Origin of the sequence: Vibrio sp. GLN_1 (genome assembly GCF_043106015.1) — a bacterium.
Classification (GTDB): Bacteria; Pseudomonadota; Gammaproteobacteria; order Enterobacterales; family Vibrionaceae; genus Vibrio; species Vibrio parahaemolyticus.
Window position 1 is genome coordinate 506,846 of the sequence record NZ_JBICMD010000035.1, and the last position, 21,491, is coordinate 528,336.

Here is a 21,491-nt window from a genome sequence, read left to right on the forward strand (position 1 = left end):
GTTATGCGGTATCAGATGGTGTTTTACTTTTCTGTAAAGGCATCACAAAGAATATTTGTGTGCCCTGGTGGTGGAATTGGTAGACACAAGGGATTTAAAATCCCTCGACGTTCGCGTTGTGCCGGTTCAAGTCCGGCCCGGGGCACCATCTTAAATCTGCGACACTAGCTCAGTTGGTAGAGCGCAACCTTGCCAAGGTTGAGGTCACGAGTTCGAACCTCGTGTGTCGCTCCAGATTGATAAGCCCAGCTTTTTAGCTGGGCTTTTTCGTATTTGTTGTTTCTCAACAACTTCAAAAAGTAAGTCCGACTCTCGCCAAACAAATAAATGCAAATTCTAGGCTATCTGGGAAACCAGTTCTTTTAAATGCACATCCACACTATTCAACCGGTACTATTGATGACTTCGTTAGATGCATATCGACAGAACAAGATAAATTCACCTCTATCAGGTAAGTTATTGAGATCAGAATAAGAATGGTTTTGTTGTGATCGCTGTCAACTTATGGATTGTGAAAAGTCGTTGCCAGAAGATTTTATTTTGTGATAAATTCGCGCGCAATCTCGGAGCGTAATTTATGACGCTAGTTCTCTGGGGGATACGCGTAGTGACCATTCAAGCTGATTGTGACACTACGTAGGGTAGGTATCGGTAAAGCCATTTGTCGATAGACGGGATACTAATGCTGTAAATGCAGCATGTTAATGGGAAACCCAACATTGAAACCTTTGAATAAACACACACTAATCAGCTTCATACTGCCGAAATGTCCTGTTTTACAAAACGGTTGCATTACGGAACCTTGATTAATTCCCAGCACAAATAAAAGTCACCGATGTTGTGACTGACTATCTGTATTTGTCTTTTACGTAGCGACAAATGCGGAGGTTTACCTATATCTCCTGTAATTAAATTCAAACGAAAATAAATACAGGTTCGAGAATTATTACAATTCAAGGGATTAAGTAGTATGAGCACTGCCTTTGAAGTCGATAACACTATCGCAAACATTTTTTCTTCTCAGGTTCCTTTAGTTGAGGGAACGTATGACTTAACGCCGGATCAAGTTCTATTAGAACAGGCGGAGCATGAATCTGAGGTTCGTTCTTATCCACGTCGTCTACCGATTGCGATTAAGCAAGCATATGGCTGTTTGGTAGAAGATACTCGTGGTCAAGTCTTCCTAGATTGTCTAGCTGGTGCTGGTACTTTAGCGTTGGGTTACAACCATCCTGAAATTAACCAAGCGTTAAAAGAGCAGTTAGACTCTGGTCTGCCTTATCAAACTCTTGATATTGCCACTTCTGCTAAAACTCACTTTATTAAGTCTGTTAAGTCTTTTCTTCCTCAAGAGCTGGGCGATAACTGTGTTATTCAGTTCTGTGGACCATCGGGTGCAGATGCGGTTGAAGCTGCGATCAAGCTAGCGAAACAAACGACAGGTCGTAATACCATGTTTGCTTTCCGTGGTGCATATCACGGTATGACAAACGGTACGATGGGCATGATGGGTAATTTAGGAACAAAAGCGCGTCGTACTGGCTTAATGTCAGATGTGCACTTTATGCCTTTCCCATACAACCTACGCTGTCCATTTGGTCTTGGCGGTGACGAAGGTGCGAAAGCAAGCATTCGTTATATCGAGCGTTTATTGAACGATGATGAAGCGGGTATCATGAAACCTGCTGCGATCATCGTAGAGCCAGTTCAAGGTGAGGGCGGTGTAATTCCTGCTCCAGCATTCTGGTTGCGCGAACTACGTCGTATTTGTGATGAGCACGGTATCCTGCTGATTTTTGATGAAATCCAGTGTGGTGTGGGTAAATCTGGTTACAACTTCGCTTTCGAAGAAGCGGGTATCGTGCCTGATGTATTGTGTCTTTCTAAAGCGATTGGCGGCGGCTTGCCAATGTCACTGCTTGTGATCAATAAGCAACACGATACGTGGAAGCCAGGCGAGCACACGGGCACATTCCGTGGTAACCAACTTGCAATGGTTTCAGGTGCTAAAGCGCTTGAAATTATCCAACGTGACAACCTTGTTGAGCATGCGAACGTTGCTGGCCAATACCTACGTTTTGGTCTTGAAAACATCCAAAAACGTGTTAACTGTATTGCTGAAGTTCGTGGCAAAGGCTTGATGCTAGGCGTTGAAATCAAGAATCCTAACGGCGAGCTTAACAAGTTTGGTGAACCTCTTGCGGACGGTCAGTTGACCCTAGCGATTCAACGTGCTGCGCTTGAGCGTGGTTTGATGGTTGAGAAAGGCGGCCGCGAAGGTTCTGTTATTCGCTTCCTTCCACCACTTATCATTTCATTCGAACAGATTGACTTCGCATTACGTGTGCTTGAAGAAGCGATCATCGCCGCAGGCGGTAGCCACGTTGAAGCTGCACCACAAGAAGAGTGGAAAAAGCACTTCATCCATACCGGTGAACTAGGCAGTGCTGAGTTTGCATCAGTAATGAGTCACACAACTTCTGCAATGAAGTCAGTGTTTGAACAAGTTAACGCACCATACTCAGGTATGGATCCTAAAGCGTTAGAAGATGCGATCAACGCGGTTGACCTAGACAACAAAAATGCGCCACTTAAATCCGTAATCGATGATGTGGCAGAGCTGGTGGCAAAGAACGCTATCTTCACTCAACACCCTGATTGTATCGCGCATTTGCATACGCCTCCTTTAATGCCGGCTGTTGCAGCAGAGGCGATGATTGCAGCACTGAACCAATCAATGGATTCATGGGACCAAGCATCTTCTGCAACTTACGTTGAGCAAAAAGTGGTCAACTGGCTGTGCGACAAGTACGACCTAAGCGAAAAAGCCGATGGTATTTTCACGAGCGGTGGCACGCAAAGTAACCAAATGGGTTTGATACTGGCACGTGATTGGATCGCAGATAAGCTCAGTGGTCATTCAATCCAGAAGTTAGGTCTGCCTGACTACGCTGACAAACTTCGCATTGTATGTTCTAAGAAATCACACTTCACAGTTCAAAAGTCTGCATCTTGGATGGGGCTTGGTGAGAAAGCGGTGATGACTGTGGATGCAAACGCTGATGGCACCATGGATATCACGAAGCTAGATGAAGTGATTGCGCAAGCGAAAGCTGAAGGGCTAATTCCATTTGCGATTGTTGGTACTGCGGGTACGACGGATCACGGTGCAATTGATGACCTAGACTTCATCGCCGACATGGCAGTCAAGCACGACATGTGGATGCATGTGGATGGTGCTTACGGTGGTGCGCTGATCCTTAGCAGTCATAAGTCTCGCCTGAAAGGCGTTGAGCGCGCTCACTCTATCAGTGTCGATTTCCACAAATTGTTCTACCAAACAATCAGCTGTGGCGCACTTTTGGTGAACGACAAGTCGAACTTTAAGTTCTTGCTTCATCACGCAGATTACTTGAATCGTGAGCACGATGAGCTACCAAACTTGGTCGATAAATCTATCGCGACAACCAAACGTTTCGATGCATTGAAAGTCTTTATGACCATGCAAAACGTGGGTCCGAAGGCACTGGGTGACATGTACGATCATCTACTCGCTCAAACGCTTGAAGTGGCTGACATGATCCGTACAAACGATCAATTTGAACTACTAGCTGAGCCTTCACTGTCGACGGTATTGTTCCGTGCAACACACGAAACAGCAGATCTTGATGAACTGAACAAAGCGCTACGTTTAGAAGCGTTGACTCGCGGTATCGCGGTATTGGGTGAAACCATTGTCGACGGTAAAACCGCGCTTAAATTTACGATTTTGAACCCGTGTCTAACGACTGCGGACTTTGAATCTTTGCTCTCTAAAATCAATATGCTAGCAGTTGAGCTAGTTTAACAAAGGTAACGGAAAACTATGGCAATTCTACAGATTGGTGCAGGCGGCGTTGGCTGGGTAGTTGCACACAAAGCAGCACAAAACAACGACGTTCTGGGTGATATCACAATCGCATCACGTACCGTAGGTAAGTGTGAGAAAATCATCGAATCGATTCAGAAGAAAAACAATCTGAAAGATTCAACTAAGAAACTAGAAGCTCGTGCAGTAAATGCTGACGACGTAGATTCTCTTGTTGCTTTGATTGAAGAAGTGAAACCGGACCTAGTTATCAACGCGGGTCCTCCTTGGGTAAACATGCCAATCATGGAAGCGTGTTACCGAGCAAAAGTTTCATACCTAGATACATCAGTTGCGGTTGACCTATGTTCAGAAGGTCAACAAGTCCCTGAAGCTTACGATTGGCAATGGGGCTACCGTGAGAAGTTCGAAGAAGCGGGCATCACTGGCATCTTAGGCGCTGGTTTCGATCCAGGCGTAGTTTCTGTGTTTGCAGCATACGCAGTAAAACACCTGTTCGATGAGATCGACACAATAGACGTGATGGATGTAAACGCGGGTGATCACGGTAAGAAGTTTGCGACGAACTTTGACCCAGAAACCAATATGCTAGAGATCCAAGGTGACTCTTTCTACTGGGAAAATGGCGAGTGGAAGCAAGTACCTTGTCACTCACGTATGCTTGAGTTCGAATTCCCGAACTGTGGCTCACACAAAGTGTACTCAATGGCGCACGACGAAGTGCGTTCAATGAAAGAGTTCATCCCTGCGAAGCGTATTGAGTTCTGGATGGGTTTTGGTGATCGTTACCTTAACTACTTCAACGTAATGCGCGACATCGGCCTACTAAGTCCAGATCCACTAACGCTGCACGATGGCACAGTAGTACAGCCTCTTCATGTATTGAAAGCGCTACTACCAGATCCAACATCTTTAGCACCGGGTTACACAGGCCTAACGTGTATCGGTACTTGGGTTCAAGGTAAGAAAGACGGTAAAGAGCGTAGCGTATTCATCTACAACAACGCTGACCACGAAGTGGCATACGAAGATGTAGAGCATCAAGCGATTTCTTACACAACAGGTGTACCAGCGATCACAGCCGCACTTCAATTCTTCCGTGGCAAGTGGGCTGACAAAGGCGTGTTCAACATGGAGCAGCTAGACCCAGATCCGTTCCTAGAAACAATGCCAGAAATCGGTCTAGATTGGCATGTTCAGGAGTTGGAACCAGCTCAAGGGCTACCAGTTATCCACGCTTTGAAGTAATTCTTGTTATTTGCCTCTGAGGCTTTGTCGAACGTGCTCATTTACATTCGTAAACTCCACGCGTTCTCCTCGCTACAGAGACAAATTTTGGCGAATTACAAACAAAGTTAAATAATTAAAATCTAAGCCGATGCAACAGCGTCGGCTTTGTTCGATTTTATAGTGCCTTCGTTCAGGCGAAAGCACTCAAGGTATTAACATGCAACACAATGAACTAAAAACTCCGTACTTCATGATCAATGAAGACAAACTGATTGCGAACCTAGAGAAAGCAAAACAGTTAAAAGAAATCTCAGGTGTAAAGCTTGTACTTGCACTGAAGTGTTTCTCTACTTGGGGTGTGTTTGACATCATCAAGCCTTACTTAGACGGCACAACCAGCTCCGGCCCATTCGAAGTAAAACTTGGATACGAAACGTTTGGTGGCGAAACGCACGCCTACAGTGTGGGTTACAGCGAAGATGACGTACGTGAAGTCGCAGACATCTGTGACAAAATGATTTTCAACTCGCAATCTCAACTTGCAGCTTACCGCCACATTGTTGAAGGCAAAGCGTCGATTGGTTTACGTTTAAATCCGGGCGTGAGCTACGCGGGTCAAGACCTCGCAAACCCTGCGCGCAAATTCTCTCGCTTAGGTGTACAAGCCGATCACATCAAACCTGAAGTATTTGAAGGTATTGATGGCGTGATGTTCCATATGAATTGTGAGAACAAAGATGTGGATGCATTTATCGGCCTATTAGATGCGATTTCAGAGCAGTTTGGCGAATACCTAAACAAGCTGGATTGGGTGAGCATGGGTGGCGGCGTATTCTTCACGTGGCCGGGTTACGATATTGAGAAGCTAGGTCTAGCGCTAAAAGCATTCTCTGAGAAGCACGGCGTGCAAATGTACCTAGAGCCGGGTGAAGCCATCATCACTAAGACGACAGACTTAGTGGTTACTGTGGTCGATATCGTTGAGAACGTGAAGAAGACAGCAATTGTTGACTCTGCAACTGAAGCACACCGTCTTGATACGCTGATTTACAATGAACCGGCCTCCATTCTAGAAGCATCTGACAACGGCGAGCACGAGTACGTGATTGGTTCGTGTTCATGTCTTGCCGGTGATCAGTTCTGTGTGGCAAATTTTGGTCAGCCACTAGAGATCGGTCAACGTCTACACATTCTAGACAGCGCGGGTTACACGATGGTGAAACTAAACTGGTTTAATGGTCTACGTATGCCTTCTGTTTACTGTGAGCGTTCAAGCGGCGAGATTCAAAAGCTGAATGAGTTTGACTACTCAGACTTCAAACGCTCACTGTCACAGTGGTCTGTGAAGTAACGTTTTTCTCATGCTTACAATGACAAAGAGCAGCTATTTATAGCTGCTCTTTTTCTATGAATAAAAGGCTAAATCGACTAGCTTTCAATTATTACTCTGGTGTCTTCGCTGAGTGCTTCTAACTCGTTCGCCACATCTTCGATTTCCAATTCGCTTGGCAGCTTGATAGCCATTTTTGCGCTGAACAAGCTAGAACTCACACCGCCACCCCCGGCAATAAATACGCGTTGGCAATCCATATCTAAAATAGAGATGCGTTGTGCATCCAGAACGTGAGTGATTTCATTGACGATACCTGCACGGTCATTGGAATCGAGACGAAGTTGGAAAATGGTATCTTCTTTGTGTGAGTGAGGCTCTGAATCCACAAATTTAACTACTAGAGTCTGGCAGGCTGAAAACGCTTCTTTCACCGTGTCCGCGTTTTCTTCAGGTAACTCAACTTTTATCACCCCAGCGACTTGGTCTTCAATAAAGTTTACTTTACTGATTAACCATTTGCCTCCGTTTTCATGAGTAACAGCAGCCAGTTGTTTGATAGTCGCCGGTGATGCTTGACCGACAAAGTTAACGATAAACACAGTGTTCATGATGTCCCCTCCTGGAATAAGGTTTGGACGCAGTGCGGTGGAACGCATCGCTTAAGTTATTGGAATAAGTCCTTTTCTTCAGTGTAGGTCCTAGGAAGGGGTTATGTTTGATAGAAGTCAATTTTTCACACTAATTCGCGAAGCAAATAATCAAAACAGTGCACTAGATACAAAAAGAGCAGCCGTTTGGCTGCTCTTCATTAATGTCGTTCAATATGGTTGGCTTAGAACGTTACTTTCAGCTCTACGCCGTAAAACTGACTGTCGTAGCTTGCACCTGCGTCCATGGCAAACTTCGCAACATCTTGATTGCCGAACCAAGGTGAGGAGTTGAATTTCAATTCAGCGCTGCCGCCCCATGCGTCAGTCACCCAGTGGTGGATATGACCAACAGGGTTTAGGAAGAAGAGAGAAACGTCGCCTGCAGTTTCTGAACCTAACACTTCGCCGCCATTTGCTACGATGTCTTGCTCTGCTGTTAGCATCATTTCACCCACGACCGCACCAAAGAATGGCGTGATAAAGATGTCCTGCCAAGAAGGGACTTCTGCAAACGCTTCAACACCGTATTCCCAGAAGAAAGTAGACATGGTGGCAGAGTACAAGAATGATTCAAATTCGTTGTAACCTGCATGTCTTGCCGCCGTGTAGTAAACACCGCCAAAGTATGGGTGCATGATGTAGTTTAGGAAGTGTTCGTCACGGTCCCATACCGGGCCATCAGAAACGTTATCTTTCCATTTGCTACCTAGCTTGCTCATGTCGCGGTCTTCTTCGTCCCACTTAGTAATGCTTTCAGGAAGAAACGTCATCAAACCAACAGTAGCCACACTCAGGCCAAGAATGGTGTACGTCTGGCCCATTAGGTAATCCCAGTCCTTATCTTGAGGAACGATAAGGTGTCTAGGCTGAAGGCCTGCGTCAAGATTTAAAGAATCATCGTTATTCTGTTCAAAAGCAAGACTGCGATTTTGAGATTCGAAGGTGTACAGATTGGTTGTTTCGCAGTAACCTGACATACAATCAGGCGTGTAAGAAAACTCTGAGTGGCGGCTCATATCGTACTGGCTCGCGTTAGCAACGGCCGACGTCGTCAGTAAGAGTCCTGCGAGAGTCTTCTTGAACATGGATGATTTTGACACAAAGGTCTCCGAGTTAATGGTTTGATGATCGGGCTCACAATTATCCCTTAAAAGAAAACCCATTTAAATACTTGACCTTAATTTAATCCCAACAAATTGACTAAGCGATTAGTCTGATAAAAAGAAAACGATATAAGTGCTCCGTATAGAAATAGAATTGTGCTTATGTTCAGGAGTCAGTTGTGAAAATTGCAATGCTAAGTACTGGTGAGGAAGTGCTTCACGGAGATATTGTTGATACTAACGCGGCGTGGCTGTCGAGTTTGTTTTATCAGCATGGGTTTGGCTTAACCAAACGATCCACTGTGGGAGACAAGCAATCGAGCTTAATCGAAGAGTTTTTAATGCTGAGCTTCAACAATGACGTAGTCATTGTTAACGGTGGATTGGGGCCAACGACCGACGACATGAGCGCCGCAGCGGCAGCGAAAGCGGCTGAGTGCAAACTGGTATTGTTTAAAGAATGGCTAGAGCAACTGGAGAGCATGTATGCTCGGCGTGGCATTCCTATGCCTGATAGCAATTTAAAACAAGCCATGCTACCTGAAACCGCAGAAATTTTAGACAATCCTATTGGCACGGCATGTGGCTTTAAAATGCTGATCAATGACGCGATTTTTTATTTTACTCCTGGTGTACCAAGCGAATTCAAATTGATGGCAGAAACACAAATTTTGCCTGATCTTCGAAGAGTATTTCCTGACGTAAAAGGTTCATGCTGTAGTCGAATCTACACTTTTGGTCTTTCTGAATCTGGGATCTCGGATAAGTTGGATCAGTTAAAACTGCCACAAGGATATGAGCTTGGGTATCGCTCTTATCTTCCTTTTATTGAAGTGAAGCTGTTTGGTCCGGCAGATCAGCTTGAACAACGTTTGAAGCTGATGCAGTTGATCAACAAGCACCTCGAAAGCAATACGGTTAGCATCGACCTTCCGATGGTTGAGCATGTAGGACAACTGCTGGCGGATAAAGATCTCACGCTTTCTGTGTCTGAAAAAAGCAGTGCTGGATATTTAACCTACTGGTTAAACAGTGATGAAAATGCAGAAAAGCAATTGGGTCACGGTTGGGTGCTGGCAGGGCGTAACCAAACTGTAAACCATGAGGGGGATCCATTGGCTGCAACATTTGCGTTAGCGGGAGCGACTCGCGAAAAGTGCGCTACCGATTTAGCATTAGTGACCGGACAGGTTGAAGGTTGGGTATTTTCTGTCGCCTTGTCTACACCATCAGGTGAATGGGGCGCGTCTTATAAGTTAGCGAAAAAGTATCAACGTGACGACCAAGTGAAAGTGATCAGCACCGCAGCGCTGGATTTATTACGCCGTTACTTAGAGCGAAAACCTATGTTTGCCCACTATGCGTTTTTAGAGAAAGTGAAAGAGATGCATATTCCTAACAGCGCACTTTAGGCTATTCACCATCTACAGATAACAAAAAGCCAAGGCGATCGCCTTGGCTTTTTCGTGTTTCTTCGTCTGGAACTATGCGCGCTTTTCTTTCATCGCGTAGTTCACACCAGTCAGCGAAACGCTTGATTTGGCTTTACAGATACAAGGGAGAATCTCATCACCTTGCGTGTAAGCCATGGCAAAACCAACATACTCCACTTCACCAGATTCCAACTTACAACGACATGCACCGCAGTGACCGTCGCGACAGTTGTATTCTGGAAGTAAGCCCGCCTGTTCCATGGTCTCCAAAATGGTATTGGATGGGTTGGACTCAATGCTAACAAGTTTGTTGATTTTGATGGTTGGCATTACAGCTCGAACCCTTCAAAGTCGTCTGCGCGAACTTCGTTGTCAATCTGACCGACTAGGTAAGACGAAATTTCCGCTTCTTGAGGCGCTACTTGAACGTTATCTGAAGACAACCAAGCGTTAATCCATGGGATTGGGTTGGTTGTTGCTTCTGGGTACGCTGCTGGTAGGCCTACCGCTTGCATACGGATGTTGGTGATGTACTCAACGTATTGGCTCAGGATGTCTTTGTTCAAGCCGATCATTGAACCGTCTTTGAACAAGTACTCTGCCCATTCCTTCTCTTGCTCTGCCGCTTCTTTGAATAGGTCAAAACAGTCTTGTTTTGCTTCTTCTGCGATTTGCATGAATGAGAAGTCATCTTGACCGTTACGTAGCAGGTTGATCATGTGCTGCGTGCCATTCAAGTGAAGCGCTTCATCACGAGCGATCAGCTTGATGATTTTCGCGTTACCTTCCATTAGCTCACGCTCTGCGAAAGCGAATGAACACGCGAAACTTACGTAGAAACGGATTGCTTCTAGCGCGTTTACAGACATCAGACAGATGTACAGTTTCTTCTTAAGATCGTACAGGCTGATTTTAACCGTTTCACCGTTGATAACGTGCTCACCCTCACCGTAGCGGTGGTAGTCGTTAGTCGTTTGGATTAGATCATCGTAGTAGTGTGCGATGTCTTTAGCACGTTTTAGAATGTGCTCGTTCTCTACGATGTCGTCAAATACAACACTTGGATCATTCACGATATTACGGATGATGTGTGTGTATGAACGAGAGTGAATCGTTTCAGAGAAAGACCAAGTTTCAATCCATGTTTCTAGCTCAGGAAGAGAAACAAGTGGAAGTAGTGCCACGTTTGGGCTACGACCTTGGATTGAGTCTAAAAGCGTTTGGTACTTCAAGTTAGAGATGAAGATGTGCTTCTCGTGGTCTGGCAGCTTGTTGTAGTCGATACGATCGCTAGATACGTCAACTTCTTCTGGACGCCAGAAGAAAGACAGTTGCTTTTCGATAAGCTTTTCGAAAATTTCGAATTTTTGTTGGTCGTAACGAGCAACGTTTACTGATTGACCAAGGAACATAGGTTCTTTTAGTTGGTCATTTTTGTTCTGGTTAAAAGTACTGTAAGCCATAATGCCTCAATTCCTTTTAGACCTCCCCATAAGGGGAGGTGTTCGATATTCTGTTACTGCGGATTGTTAGGGTAGGGAAGATTAAATCTTACAACCGCCGCCTGCACAATCGTCATCTTGTGGTTGAACCGCGTCTTTCTGGTCGTCTTTCGCACCATCACGAGTGTTATGGTAGTAAAGCGTCTTAACACCAAACTTATACGCTGTAAGTAGGTCTTGAAGAAGTTTCTTCATTGGAACCTTGCCCGTCTCGTAACGCGATGGGTCGTAGTTTGTGTTTGCAGAGATCGCTTGGTCTACGAATTTCTGCATGATGCCAACAAGGTGAAGGTAACCGTCGTTAGAACCGATATTCCAAAGCAGTTCGTAGTTGTTTTTCAGTTCTGTGAACTCAGGAACAACTTGCTTCAAGATACCATCTTTCGATGCTTTTACAGATACGTAACCGCGTGGTGGCTCAATACCGTTTGTTGCGTTCGAGATCTGAGAAGAGGTCTCAGAAGGCATTAGCGCTGTCAGTGTTGAGTTACGAAGACCGTGTTCCATGATTTCTTGACGTAAGCTGTCCCAATCGTAGTGCAGCTCTTCATCACAAATTAGGTCGATATCTTTCTTGTAAGTGTCGATTGGCAGTAAGCCTTTCGCGTAGTTTGTTTCGTGGAACGAAGGACACTTGCCTTGTTCTTTTGCTAGCGCTACTGATGCTTTTAGCAAGTAGTATTGCATTGCTTCAAATGTGCGGTGAGTCAGGCCATTTGCGCTGCCATCAGAGTATTTCACTCCGTGCTTCGCTAGGTAGTAAGCGAAGTTGATAACACCAACACCTAGCGTACGACGGTTCATTGTTGACTTGTACGCCGCTGGTAGTGGGTAATCTTGGTAATCCAATAATGCATCTAGAGCGCGAACAACAAGATCAGAAAGCTCTTCGAAATCATCCAGAGATTTGATTGCGCCAAGGTTGAACGCGGAAAGCGTACATAGTGCAATCTCACCTGAATCATCTTCAACGTTAGTCAGTGGTTTAGTTGGAAGTGCGATTTCCAGACATAGGTTAGACTGACGAACTGGCGCAACTTCAGAGTCGAATGGGCTGTGAGTGTTACAGTGGTCTACGTTCTGAATGTAGATACGACCTGTTGATGCACGCTCTTGCATGAGTAGTGAGAACATTTCGATGGCTTTTACCGTTTCCTTCTTAACTGAAGGATCGTTCTCGTATTTCACGTATAGACGTTCAAATTCTTTTTGGTTCTCGAAGAATGCGTCGTATAGACCCGGTACGTCTGAAGGTGAGAATAGAGTGATGTTGCCACCCTCAACCAGACGTTGATACATCAGTTTGTTTAGCTGTACGCCGTAATCCATGTGACGAACGCGGTTCTCTTCAACACCACGGTTGTTTTTAAGCACCATTAGTGAACGTGCTTCGCCGTGCCACATTGGGTAGAACACCGTTGCTGCACCACCACGTACACCACCTTGAGAACAACATTTTACGGCTGTTTGGAAGTACTTGTAGAACGGGATACAACCTGTGTGGAATGCTTCACCGCCACGGATTTCAGAACCTAGCGCACGAATGCGACCCGCGTTGATACCGATACCAGCACGTTGAGATACGTAACGAACAATAGAACTTGCAGTTGCGTTGATAGAATCTAGGCTGTCACCACACTCAATCAGTACGCATGAGCTGAACTGACGAGTAGGGGTACGTACACCAGACATAATTGGTGTAGGTAGAGAGATTTTAAATGTAGACGTCGCATCGTAGAAACGCTTGATGTAGTCAAGACGTGTTTCTTTCGGGTAGTTAGCGAACAGGCAAGCCGACACTAGAATGTAAAGGAACTGAGCACTTTCGTAGATCTCGCCAGACACACGGTTTTGCACGAAGTACTTACCTTCAAGCTGTTTTACCGCAGCATAAGAGAAGTTAAGGTCGCGTTTGTGGTCGATGTAAGAATCTAGTTCGTCCAGTTCAGCTTTTGAGTAGTCTTCAAGGATATGTTGGTCGTACTTACCCATATCTACAAGACGAGACACGTGATCAAACAGCGTTGGTGGCTCATATTGGCCGTACGCTTTTTTACGCAGATGGAATACCGCTAGGCGAGCAGCTAGGTATTGGTAATCCGGGGTCTCTTCAGAGATCAGATCTGCCGCTGACTTGATGATAGTCTCGTGGATATCTGTCGTTGTGATACCGTCGTAAAACTGGATGTGAGCGCGAAGTTCTACTTGAGAGACTGAAACGTTATTTAGACCTTCTGCAGCCCAAGTGATAACGCGATGGATTTTATCCAGATCAATACTTTCTTTACGGCCATCACGCTTAGTGACGGTAAGTTGTTGGTTCATTCTGCTTTATTTCCCTAAGAAAACTGATAAAAGCCGTATTTTTGTTTGTTTATGTGCAAAGTTTGTAAAGCTTGCGGCGGCTTTGTGATCAAAGTCTATCTATACATTGTAGCTTAAACACAACATATAGGGGTTCATTTGTTTGCGGGTTACAAGATAGTGCTATTGCACTGATTTATCAAGGTACAGATTTGGGATGACTTGTGGATAAGTAATAAAATAAAAAAATCAGTAAGTGAACACTAACCGATGAGAAAAGGGCTGACTTGAATGGGGAAAACTAAGCTTTGAAGATCGGTTTATAAATAACCGCCCTCAAAAAAAAACTCCTTGATCTTTGCCTCTTTTTATATGCGAAAAATGGGTTGGTTAAAATGGAATCTATAGCACGAATTTTATACATAAAAAGACAAAAAAAGCGGCAACTTTGTGCTACCGCTTTTGATTCATTTTTAATGTAACGCCGTTCAGTATTTTTTAGTGTGGACAATGTAGTTTACATCTACATTACGACCTAGCTTATAGCTGTCATTTAGCGGGTTGTAATGAAGGCCTGTGATGCCCATTTCAGTCAAATCTGTTTGGTCGATCATCTTCATCATTTCAGCAGGTTTGATGAACTTCTCATGATCGTGCGTGCCTTCTGGCACAATTTTCAATAGTTTTTCTGCGCCTACAATCGCAAACAAGTACGACTTGATATTGCGGTTTAACGTCGAGAAGAACACATGTCCTCCAGGCTTAACCAACGCAGCACATGAACGAATTACAGAGAGTGGGTCAGGCACGTGTTCTAGCATTTCCATGCAGGTCACGACATCGTAAGTCCCAGCATTTTCCGCAGCGTGGTCTTCGATGGTGCTTTGGATGTAGGTCAGCTTAGTCCCTGTCTCCAATGCATGTAGGCGAGCAACTTCTAGTGGCTCTTTACCCATATCTAGACCAGTCACGGTGGCGCCTTCCTTTGCCATGCTTTCTGCTAAGATGCCGCCGCCACAACCAACATCGAGAACTTTCTTGCCGAAAAGGCCATCGGCTTTTTCTAGGACATAGTTCAAGCGAAGCGGATTAATTTGATGAAGAGGTTTGAACTCGCCTTCTAAATCCCACCAACGAGAAGCCATCTCTTCGAATTTCTTAATTTCACTAGGGTCGACGTTTTGTGCTTTAGTCATGATAGTTATTTTGCTTCGCTAATAGTCCTTTGGAAGGCGAGATTATACTCTAATGGTACGATACGTTTAAACTGCTTCTTTTCTCACAATCGTTACAGGAGACTTTTTGGGCGACAGTTGGTGGAAATATAGTCAGTTTTCAGAAAGATATGGGATGAATGTGCAATTTCTCTTCATTTAACTCATAACGAAGCTCACAACCTGATAAAACGAGCGGGAAAGTGATGCCCCAGTGATGAATTGTGTGTTATATTTTTGCACCTTACACGTATCGTAATTACGATCAGAAAATAGAGGGATAATGGCTCTATGAGCGATTTAGCTAAAGAGATCACGCCCGTAAACATTGAAGATGAGCTTAGAGGTTCATACCTAGACTACGCGATGTCAGTTATCGTGGGTCGTGCTCTTCCAGATGTGCGTGATGGCCTAAAACCAGTACACCGCCGCGTTTTATTCGCGATGAACGTACTAGGCAACGATTGGAACAAACCATATAAAAAATCAGCCCGTGTTGTCGGCGACGTAATCGGTAAATATCACCCACACGGTGATAGTGCTGTGTACGACACAATCGTACGTATGGCTCAGCCGTTCTCACTTCGTTACATGCTGGTCGATGGTCAAGGTAACTTTGGCTCAATCGATGGCGACTCTGCTGCGGCAATGCGTTACACCGAAGTACGTATGGCAAAAATTGCCCACGAACTTTTGGCTGACCTAGACAAAGAAACCGTAGACTACGTACCTAACTATGATGGTACAGAACAGATTCCAGCGGTTCTTCCAACCAAAATTCCAAACCTATTGGTCAACGGTGCTTCTGGTATCGCGGTAGGTATGGCAACCAACATCCCGCCACATAACCTTGGCGAAGTGATCGATGGCTGTCTTGCATACATCAATAATGAAGAAATCACTATTGATGAACTAATGGATTACATCCCTGGTCCAGATTTCCCAACTGCGGCGCTTATCAGCGGTCGTAAAGGCATTGTAGACGCGTACAAAACAGGTCGCGGTAAGATCTACATGCGTTCAAAAGCGGAAATCGAAACAGAGAAAAACGGTAAAGAAACCATCATCGTTACCGAAATTCCTTACCAAGTGAACAAAGCTCGTCTGATCGAGAAGATTGCTGAACTTGTTAAAGATAAGAAAGTTGAAGGCATCAGTGCGCTACGTGACGAATCTGACAAAGATGGTATGCGTATCGTTATTGAATGTAAGCGTGATGCAGTAGGCGAAGTGGTTCTTAACAACCTTTACGCTCAAACTCAGCTACAAACGACTTTCGGTATCAACATGGTTGCGTTGAACAATGGTCAGCCACAGCTATTCAACCTGAAAGATATGTTGAAGTGCTTTGTGGATCACCGTCGTGAAGTCGTGACTCGCCGTACTATCTTCGAATTGCGTAAAGCTCGTGAGCGTGCGCACATTCTTGAAGGTCTTGCACTTGCTCTAGCGAACATCGATGAAATCATCGACCTAATTCGTAAAGCGCCGACTCCTGCTGAAGCAAAAGCTGGTCTTATTGCTCGTGGTTGGGATCTAGGTAACGTAGCAGCAATGCTTGAGCGTGCTGGTACTGATGCGGCTCGCCCAGAATGGCTAGAGCCTCAATACGGTATCCGCGACGGCCAATACTTCCTGACTGAACAACAAGCGCAAGCAATTCTAGATCTACGTCTACATAAATTGACCGGTCTGGAACACGAGAAGATTCTTGCTGAATACAAAGAGCTTCTAGAAGAAATCGCTGAGTTAATGCACATTCTTGCAAGCACTGAGCGTTTGATGGAAGTGATCCGTGAAGAACTAGAAGCAGTTCGTGACGGATTTGCTGATGCACGCCGTACTGAAATCACAGCAGCTAGCCATGACATTGACATGGAAGAGCTGATTGCTCGTGAAGACGTAGTCGTAACTCTATCTCACGAAGGTTACGTTAAGTACCAAATCCTAAGCGACTACGAAGCACAGCGCCGTGGTGGTAAAGGTAAGAGTGCAACTCGAATGAAAGATGAAGACTACATTGAACGTCTTCTAGTGGCGAATACCCACGACAACATTCTATGTTTCTCTACTCGCGGTAAGACTTACCGTCTGAAAGTTTACCAATTGCCACTAGCGAGCCGTACTGCACGTGGTAAACCGATCGTGAACATCCTTCCATTGGAAGATGGTGAGCGTATCACTGCAATTCTTCCGGTTGATGAGTTCTCAGCAGACAAGTTCATCTTCATGGCAACTGGCGACGGTACCGTTAAGAAGACTTCTCTAGACCAGTTTGCGAACGTACGTTCAAACGGTCTAATTGCGGTGAACCTACGTGATGACGATTCTCTAATCGGCGTTGATATCACAACGGGTTCAAGCGACATCATGCTGTTCTCTAAAGCAGGTAAAGTTGTTCGCTTTAGCGAGGACAAAGTACGTGCAATGGGTCGTACAGCGGCAGGTGTCCGTGGTATGAAGCTGGCTGACGACGACCAAGTGGTTTCACTAATCGTTCCGTCTAACGAAGGCGACATCCTAACGGTTACTCAAAACGGTTACGGTAAACGTACTGAATTGGCTGAATACCCAACGAAAGGTCGTGCAACTCAGGGCGTTGTGTCTATCAAGGTTTCTGAGCGTAACGGTCCAGTAGTTGGTGCAGTGCAAGTAGAAGAAGGCGACGAGATGATGATGATCACCGACGCTGGTACTCTGGTTCGTACACGTGTAGCAGAAGTTAGCCAAGTAGGCCGTAACACTCAAGGTGTAACGCTGATCCGTACAGCAGAAGACGAGTCAGTTGTTGGTCTACAACGTATCGATGAAGTTGAAGATGTGGAATTGCCAGAAGGCGAAGAAGCAGAAACAACAGAAGCGAATGCAGAACAGCAAGCTCCTGAAGCGCCAGCAGCAGACGACGCGGAAGAGGGCACAGAAGAGTAATCTTTTCCTTCATCGCTAAATATGAAAGCCGAGCAAGATGCTCGGCTTTTTTGTATCTTCATCAACGCAATCTTTCAACCAAACCAGTACACTAAACTTATGTTTACTCACGGGTATCGCTATGTCTTTATGGTTCTTCATTGCCATCACTTTGATGGGGCTTTTTATCGTCGTTTTGTCACTTAGCGCTTCTAAAGTTAAGCCTACGCAGTGGTTTGGCTTTTGTTTGATGGTGTTAGCACTCACTAGCGCTGGCTACTTGTTGTTGAAGCAAACCCCACCGAAACCTATCCAAGCGGAGATAGCTCGAATGATGACCTCGCGAGACATCATGGATGAAATACAGCAGCAGTTAAAACAAGAGCCTAATAACGATGAGCTTTGGTTTCAGTTAGGTCAAGGTTATCTGTTGGAGGGAGAATTTGATGCCGCGTTGATTTGTTTCGACTACACACTCCAACTCACTGACAACGTAACCGCGACGCAACTTGCCGCTAAGGCGACAACATTATACTACCTGTATAAACAAGCGATGACTGATGAAGTCAGTTTACTATTAGAACAGGCGTTGCAACTTGAACCTTATAATGAAGCCGCATTGTCGTTGATAGCGAACGATCACTTCATTTCTTTCCGCTTTCAAGAAGCCATCGATACTTGGGTGCTACTCCTAGATTCCAATGACCCTAATTTAGACAGAGTGACGATCATCGAGTCCATCAACAAAGCGAAAAAGCTGATGTAAGCATACAATGTAGAGTAAAGAGGAGAGTAGGTATGCAGAAGCTAGAAGCGGGTTTGTTGGTATTGTTGTGCGGTACAGTGCTGGTGGGATGCTCGTCTCCTTCAACTGGTTCTTCATCTGTCTATTATTCGAGTGGGTATTACGACCCTTGGTGGTATGGTCACAATGACTATTGGATTTACTATTATCCTGGTTGCTGTGACATCGGACATGACCATCGAGAAAAGCTCGAGGTATGGTGGAATAGTCTCGACGACGATCAACAACAGTCAATTAAAGACAAAGTTGAAGATTGGAAAGATGGTGATATGAACGCCAACTTCGATAACATGAAGCGACAACTGGATAACCACTGGCAGACGTTGCCGGATGAACAAAAACAAGCGATTCAAGCAAAATGGCACGAGCGTCCCCAGCGTGTAGAAACAAAAACGTTACCAAAACAAACGACGTTGCCAGAATCGACATTGAAGACACAGCCATTACCCGCGCATAACGTGCCGCGTCAGATTACCAAGCCAAATATTCAGAGACTTCAGACTCGACCAAACATCCAACCGGTGCCAAGAATTCGTCGACGTTAATGGTTTACTTGCATTTTGATGATGTACTTCGACTAGAATGAACTGATGAAAACAAAGGGCGCAGAACGCGCCCTTTGTTGTTGCATCATAGGTCTCGAATCCTATTTTCGGTTTGACTAATAGGTTGCTTCTCGTTCGGCCGCTGCTTTATCCCAATCTGGCACGACGGTGTCTAAGAAGTGCTTTTTATCCGCGTTCATTTTTTCCATATCCATTCCTAAAGCTTCTTGGGCTTTTGCTTTGGTCGAGATATCTGGAATTTGAACAGGTTCAGTAACGCCTTTTGTTGCCAGTAAGCGTACCAATTTAGTACGAGCATCGGCGGCGCGATCAACTGCGGTACCGAGAACTTCCAGCGCCACTTCTGGTGCGTGCATGTGAACACCGTGAGAGGCGATCGCATAATCCCAACGCCATTGCGCATGGCGAATATCTTGGAGAATCGGCTTCATTTCTTCTTCCGTTGCTCCTGCTTTCCATGCTTCTCCAGCTTCAAAATGCGCCGCGACAATTTGCTTCTCGGCGGTTAATTTCATGTTCAACACCTGCGCTTTACGTGACGACACGATGTTACGTAGCTGCTCTTTGGTTTGAGTATGGCACTGCGCACATGTGTCTTCGAAGCGGTCGAAAGGATTGCCTACTTTATGATCGGTATAAACGGTACCATCTTCTTTTGTTACCTTCGGCATATGGCAGTCGACGCAAACCACTTTGTTTTTGCCGTGAATTCCTTCACGCCAAGTCTCGAAGCCAGGGTGCTGTGCTTTTAGCATCGGTGCTTTAGAAACGGCGTGAGTCCAATCTTTAAAGTCCAACGCATCGTAATACTTCTCCATGTCACCGACAGTCGTACCCATATCCCAAGGGAATTTCACCGCTTTCGTTGGTCCTGTAAAGTAGTATTCGACATGGCACTGAGCACACACAGACGCTTGTTTATCAAGGCGCGACTGCTCATCAAAGTTTTTTCCAATTACATCGAATGCTCGCTCAACATAAGGTCTGGTTAGTGCTAGTTCTGGCTCGCCTTGGTTGAATTTTTCTGAGCGAGTATCGTGACAATCAGAACATCCGATAGGATTGACGATTTCTGAGCCTAGACGTGCCCATTTACCAGAGAAATAGCCATCCTCGCCACGTTCTTCTATCACGCGAGCGACATCAGGACTTTTACAACTCCAACACGCCATTGGCATTGGCCCGGAGTTTTCATCTGCCGGTGCGCCTGTCCTTAGGGTCTGCCTTACATCGTCGAGCGCATAAAAGTGACCTCTAGCCTTGTTGTAATCTTTAGCAAATCCGTAGCCAGCCCAAAGAATCACCATATTTGGGTCTTCACTTAGGGCGTCTTCAATATGTTTACTTTCTGATGTTGCCTTCCAAGAATGATATTGGTCAGGATGGTTTTGTTCGAAGGCGTCATTACGAGGATCAAGTCGATCGTTGTTTTCTGCCGCCAACACAGAGCCGGCCAACAATAATTGGCTAGCGAATAAGGTCGCAACCGCGATAGGTGCGCTCATCCAGTGTTTTATGCTCACGGTGTTATCTCCATATTCGTTTTTATTAGCAGCGTTGTGAGAAGCTATTCCAAATAAGAATCGGAGATCTACAAATAATATTATTGTGTAAATAAAGAGATGAAATAGTGAGCGGAATGAGTCTTGCTTTAGATCAATTTACACTAGTGATCTTAATCATGTTTAATTTCATATACCTCTAAAGTGGTAGGGTTTAATCCCCTTTATTGACAGTAGGTTAGAGGTGTAACCATTTTATAAATAAGGTGATTAAGTTCGCTTTTTGAACAGTACCTTATACCTCTTAGGAATAATAGGGGTATTATGAATATAGGTTTAGCGTTGTGGCTTTCCAAAATAAGAATTGATGTCATTTGAAGATATAAAAATATCTTCAGAAGAAATTAATTGTCGCTCTATTAAATAGTTGAGAACAGTTATCAATTATTTTAGAGCTAAGGAAAGAAAAATATGGGCAATATAAAATTGACCATAGTGACAATGCTGAAATTTCTCTTCGCCTTTGCCATCTATGGTTTTTCTATCTCCGCCCATGCGATTTCATCAGAGCCTGTTGAGGGTGCACAAACCACTCGCCATCAAGTTGAGCTGATTCGTGACCGAGACTACAAATGTCTTCAATGTCATAAGGATGCCAAAGAAACTCTGAATTTGTCGCATGAGCCAGAAGCGCTGCTTAGCCAAGGTAAAACACTTAACTGCACAAACTGTCACAGCAATATCGGGCCTGATCACCGTGAAGGGGCTCCTGATGTGATCAAGTTTGCTGCTGCGCAATCAAAAGCAGTGCATGACAAGGTTTTTCTTGATCCAAGCACCATTCTCAAAGCGAATAGCCAGTGTGTAGATTGCCACGCTCCAACTCAGTTGAGAGAAAGTAATTGGACACATGATGTTCATGCTAAAAATTTGACCTGTTCAAATTGTCACGATGTTCACGCCGCCAAAACGAAAGCACTTTCTTACGACGGAAAACAGCTCATCAAACAATGTGTCGATTGCCACTCTCAGTTTGCTGCTGAACCTGAACTTGCAAAAGAAGAGGAGAGATAG

General features: G+C 45.0%; 15 protein-coding genes and 2 tRNA genes. 10 read left to right on the forward strand and 7 right to left on the reverse strand.

The annotated features are described in order from the left end of the window. Nucleotides 1-61 precede the first annotated feature (61 nt). The 5 genes from ACF8OV_RS17470 to nspC all read left to right on the forward strand — a co-directional run bounded on the left by ACF8OV_RS17470 (nucleotide 62) and on the right by nspC (nucleotide 6,449). Nucleotides 62-148: transfer RNA gene (locus ACF8OV_RS17470), tRNA-Leu, on the forward strand. A gap of 10 nt (nucleotides 149-158) precedes the next feature. Next, a tRNA-Gly gene (locus ACF8OV_RS17475) sits at nucleotides 159-234 on the forward strand. 736 nt (nucleotides 235-970) lie between these two features. After that, nucleotides 971-3,847, forward strand: coding sequence for a pyridoxal phosphate-dependent class III aminotransferase (locus ACF8OV_RS17480; protein ID WP_203504664.1), 2,877 nt, complete (start codon nucleotides 971-973; stop codon nucleotides 3,845-3,847). 18 nt (nucleotides 3,848-3,865) lie between these two features. Beyond that, nucleotides 3,866-5,116, forward strand: coding sequence for a carboxynorspermidine synthase (locus tag ACF8OV_RS17485; RefSeq protein WP_020838767.1), 1,251 nt, complete (start codon nucleotides 3,866-3,868; stop codon nucleotides 5,114-5,116). Nucleotides 5,117-5,315: 199 nt separating this feature from the next. Further along, complete coding sequence (gene nspC, locus ACF8OV_RS17490; protein WP_025536455.1) at nucleotides 5,316-6,449, forward strand: carboxynorspermidine decarboxylase; 1,134 nt, start codon at nucleotides 5,316-5,318, stop codon at nucleotides 6,447-6,449. A 77-nt stretch (nucleotides 6,450-6,526) separates the two neighbouring features. Here the strand turns inward: nspC and ACF8OV_RS17495 are convergent, their stop codons facing one another. Together ACF8OV_RS17495 and ACF8OV_RS17500 are read right to left on the reverse strand one after the other, a co-directional pair. After that, complete coding sequence (locus ACF8OV_RS17495; RefSeq protein ID WP_203504662.1) at nucleotides 6,527-7,039, reverse strand: glycine cleavage system protein R; 513 nt, start codon at nucleotides 7,037-7,039, stop codon at nucleotides 6,527-6,529. Between the two features lie 224 nt (nucleotides 7,040-7,263). Continuing rightward, nucleotides 7,264-8,166, reverse strand: a complete 903-nt coding sequence (locus ACF8OV_RS17500) for a DUF3943 domain-containing protein (RefSeq protein WP_021448933.1) — start codon at nucleotides 8,164-8,166, stop codon at nucleotides 7,264-7,266. Nucleotides 8,167-8,363: 197 nt separating this feature from the next. On the opposite strand from ACF8OV_RS17500, the gene ACF8OV_RS17505 reads away from it, so the two are divergent. Beyond that, nucleotides 8,364-9,596, forward strand: a complete 1,233-nt coding sequence (locus ACF8OV_RS17505; RefSeq protein WP_140282751.1) for a CinA family nicotinamide mononucleotide deamidase-related protein — start codon at nucleotides 8,364-8,366, stop codon at nucleotides 9,594-9,596. Between the two features lie 72 nt (nucleotides 9,597-9,668). On the opposite strand, the gene yfaE is transcribed toward ACF8OV_RS17505, so the two are convergent. The 4 genes from yfaE to ubiG all read right to left on the reverse strand — a co-directional run bounded on the left by yfaE (nucleotide 9,669) and on the right by ubiG (nucleotide 14,619). Then, on the reverse strand, nucleotides 9,669-9,947 hold the full coding sequence (gene yfaE / locus ACF8OV_RS17510; protein WP_005457859.1) for a class I ribonucleotide reductase maintenance protein YfaE: 279 nt from the start codon (nucleotides 9,945-9,947) through the stop codon (nucleotides 9,669-9,671). Beyond that, on the reverse strand, nucleotides 9,947-11,080 hold the full coding sequence (gene nrdB / locus ACF8OV_RS17515) for a class Ia ribonucleoside-diphosphate reductase subunit beta (protein WP_005494727.1): 1,134 nt from the start codon (nucleotides 11,078-11,080) through the stop codon (nucleotides 9,947-9,949). The genes yfaE and nrdB overlap by 1 nt, the downstream gene beginning before the upstream one ends. Nucleotides 11,081-11,161: 81 nt before the next feature. Beyond that, nucleotides 11,162-13,444 (reverse strand): class 1a ribonucleoside-diphosphate reductase subunit alpha, encoded by a 2,283-nt coding sequence (gene nrdA, locus ACF8OV_RS17520; RefSeq protein ID WP_140268206.1) that lies wholly within the window; start codon nucleotides 13,442-13,444, stop codon nucleotides 11,162-11,164. 467 nt (nucleotides 13,445-13,911) lie between these two features. Continuing rightward, a complete protein-coding gene (ubiG, locus tag ACF8OV_RS17525) occupies nucleotides 13,912-14,619 on the reverse strand; it encodes a bifunctional 2-polyprenyl-6-hydroxyphenol methylase/3-demethylubiquinol 3-O-methyltransferase UbiG (protein ID WP_005483291.1) in 708 nt (235 codons plus the stop codon). 309 nt (nucleotides 14,620-14,928) lie between these two features. Here ubiG and gyrA point away from each other — a divergent pair, with 309 nt between their 5' ends. The 3 genes from gyrA to ACF8OV_RS17540 all read left to right on the forward strand — a co-directional run bounded on the left by gyrA (nucleotide 14,929) and on the right by ACF8OV_RS17540 (nucleotide 18,894). Next, nucleotides 14,929-17,565: a DNA topoisomerase (ATP-hydrolyzing) subunit A gene (gyrA, locus tag ACF8OV_RS17530; RefSeq protein WP_203504660.1), complete on the forward strand. Its 2,637-nt coding sequence runs from the start codon at nucleotides 14,929-14,931 to the stop codon at nucleotides 17,563-17,565. Between the two features lie 121 nt (nucleotides 17,566-17,686). Then, a complete protein-coding gene (locus ACF8OV_RS17535) occupies nucleotides 17,687-18,310 on the forward strand; it encodes a hypothetical protein (protein ID WP_203504658.1) in 624 nt (207 codons plus the stop codon). Nucleotides 18,311-18,342: 32 nt separating this feature from the next. Beyond that, nucleotides 18,343-18,894, forward strand: coding sequence for a hypothetical protein (locus ACF8OV_RS17540; RefSeq protein ID WP_203504656.1), 552 nt, complete (start codon nucleotides 18,343-18,345; stop codon nucleotides 18,892-18,894). A 116-nt stretch (nucleotides 18,895-19,010) separates the two neighbouring features. On the opposite strand, the gene nrfA is transcribed toward ACF8OV_RS17540, so the two are convergent. Next, nucleotides 19,011-20,420: an ammonia-forming nitrite reductase cytochrome c552 subunit gene (gene nrfA / locus ACF8OV_RS17545; protein ID WP_202986956.1), complete on the reverse strand. Its 1,410-nt coding sequence runs from the start codon at nucleotides 20,418-20,420 to the stop codon at nucleotides 19,011-19,013. 468 nt (nucleotides 20,421-20,888) lie between these two features. Between nrfA and nrfB the strand changes: the two genes are divergently transcribed. After that, the gene (nrfB, locus tag ACF8OV_RS17550) at nucleotides 20,889-21,491 is read left to right on the forward strand and encodes a cytochrome c nitrite reductase pentaheme subunit (protein ID WP_017448428.1); all 603 of its coding nucleotides are present in this window, start codon (nucleotides 20,889-20,891) and stop codon (nucleotides 21,489-21,491) included.

Bases quoted from the DNA above. Each gene is read 5' to 3' on its own strand.
- ACF8OV_RS17480 (WP_203504664.1), top strand. From the start codon at position 971: ATGAGCACTGCCTTTGAAGTCGATAACACTATCGCAAACATTTTTTCT.
- ACF8OV_RS17485 (WP_020838767.1), top strand. From the start codon at position 3,866: ATGGCAATTCTACAGATTGGTGCAGGCGGCGTTGGCTGGGTAGTTGCA.
- nspC (WP_025536455.1), top strand. From the start codon at position 5,316: ATGCAACACAATGAACTAAAAACTCCGTACTTCATGATCAATGAAGAC.
- ACF8OV_RS17495 (WP_203504662.1), bottom strand. From the start codon at position 7,039: ATGAACACTGTGTTTATCGTTAACTTTGTCGGTCAAGCATCACCGGCG.
- ACF8OV_RS17500 (WP_021448933.1), bottom strand. From the start codon at position 8,166: ATGTTCAAGAAGACTCTCGCAGGACTCTTACTGACGACGTCGGCCGTT.
- yfaE (WP_005457859.1), bottom strand. From the start codon at position 9,947: ATGCCAACCATCAAAATCAACAAACTTGTTAGCATTGAGTCCAACCCA.
- nrdB (WP_005494727.1), bottom strand. From the start codon at position 11,080: ATGGCTTACAGTACTTTTAACCAGAACAAAAATGACCAACTAAAAGAA.
- nrdA (WP_140268206.1), bottom strand. From the start codon at position 13,444: ATGAACCAACAACTTACCGTCACTAAGCGTGATGGCCGTAAAGAAAGT.
- ubiG (WP_005483291.1), bottom strand. From the start codon at position 14,619: ATGACTAAAGCACAAAACGTCGACCCTAGTGAAATTAAGAAATTCGAA.
- gyrA (WP_203504660.1), top strand. From the start codon at position 14,929: ATGAGCGATTTAGCTAAAGAGATCACGCCCGTAAACATTGAAGATGAG.
- ACF8OV_RS17535 (WP_203504658.1), top strand. From the start codon at position 17,687: ATGTCTTTATGGTTCTTCATTGCCATCACTTTGATGGGGCTTTTTATC.
- ACF8OV_RS17540 (WP_203504656.1), top strand. From the start codon at position 18,343: ATGCAGAAGCTAGAAGCGGGTTTGTTGGTATTGTTGTGCGGTACAGTG.
- nrfA (WP_202986956.1), bottom strand. From the start codon at position 20,420: ATGAGCGCACCTATCGCGGTTGCGACCTTATTCGCTAGCCAATTATTG.
- nrfB (WP_017448428.1), top strand. From the start codon at position 20,889: ATGGGCAATATAAAATTGACCATAGTGACAATGCTGAAATTTCTCTTC.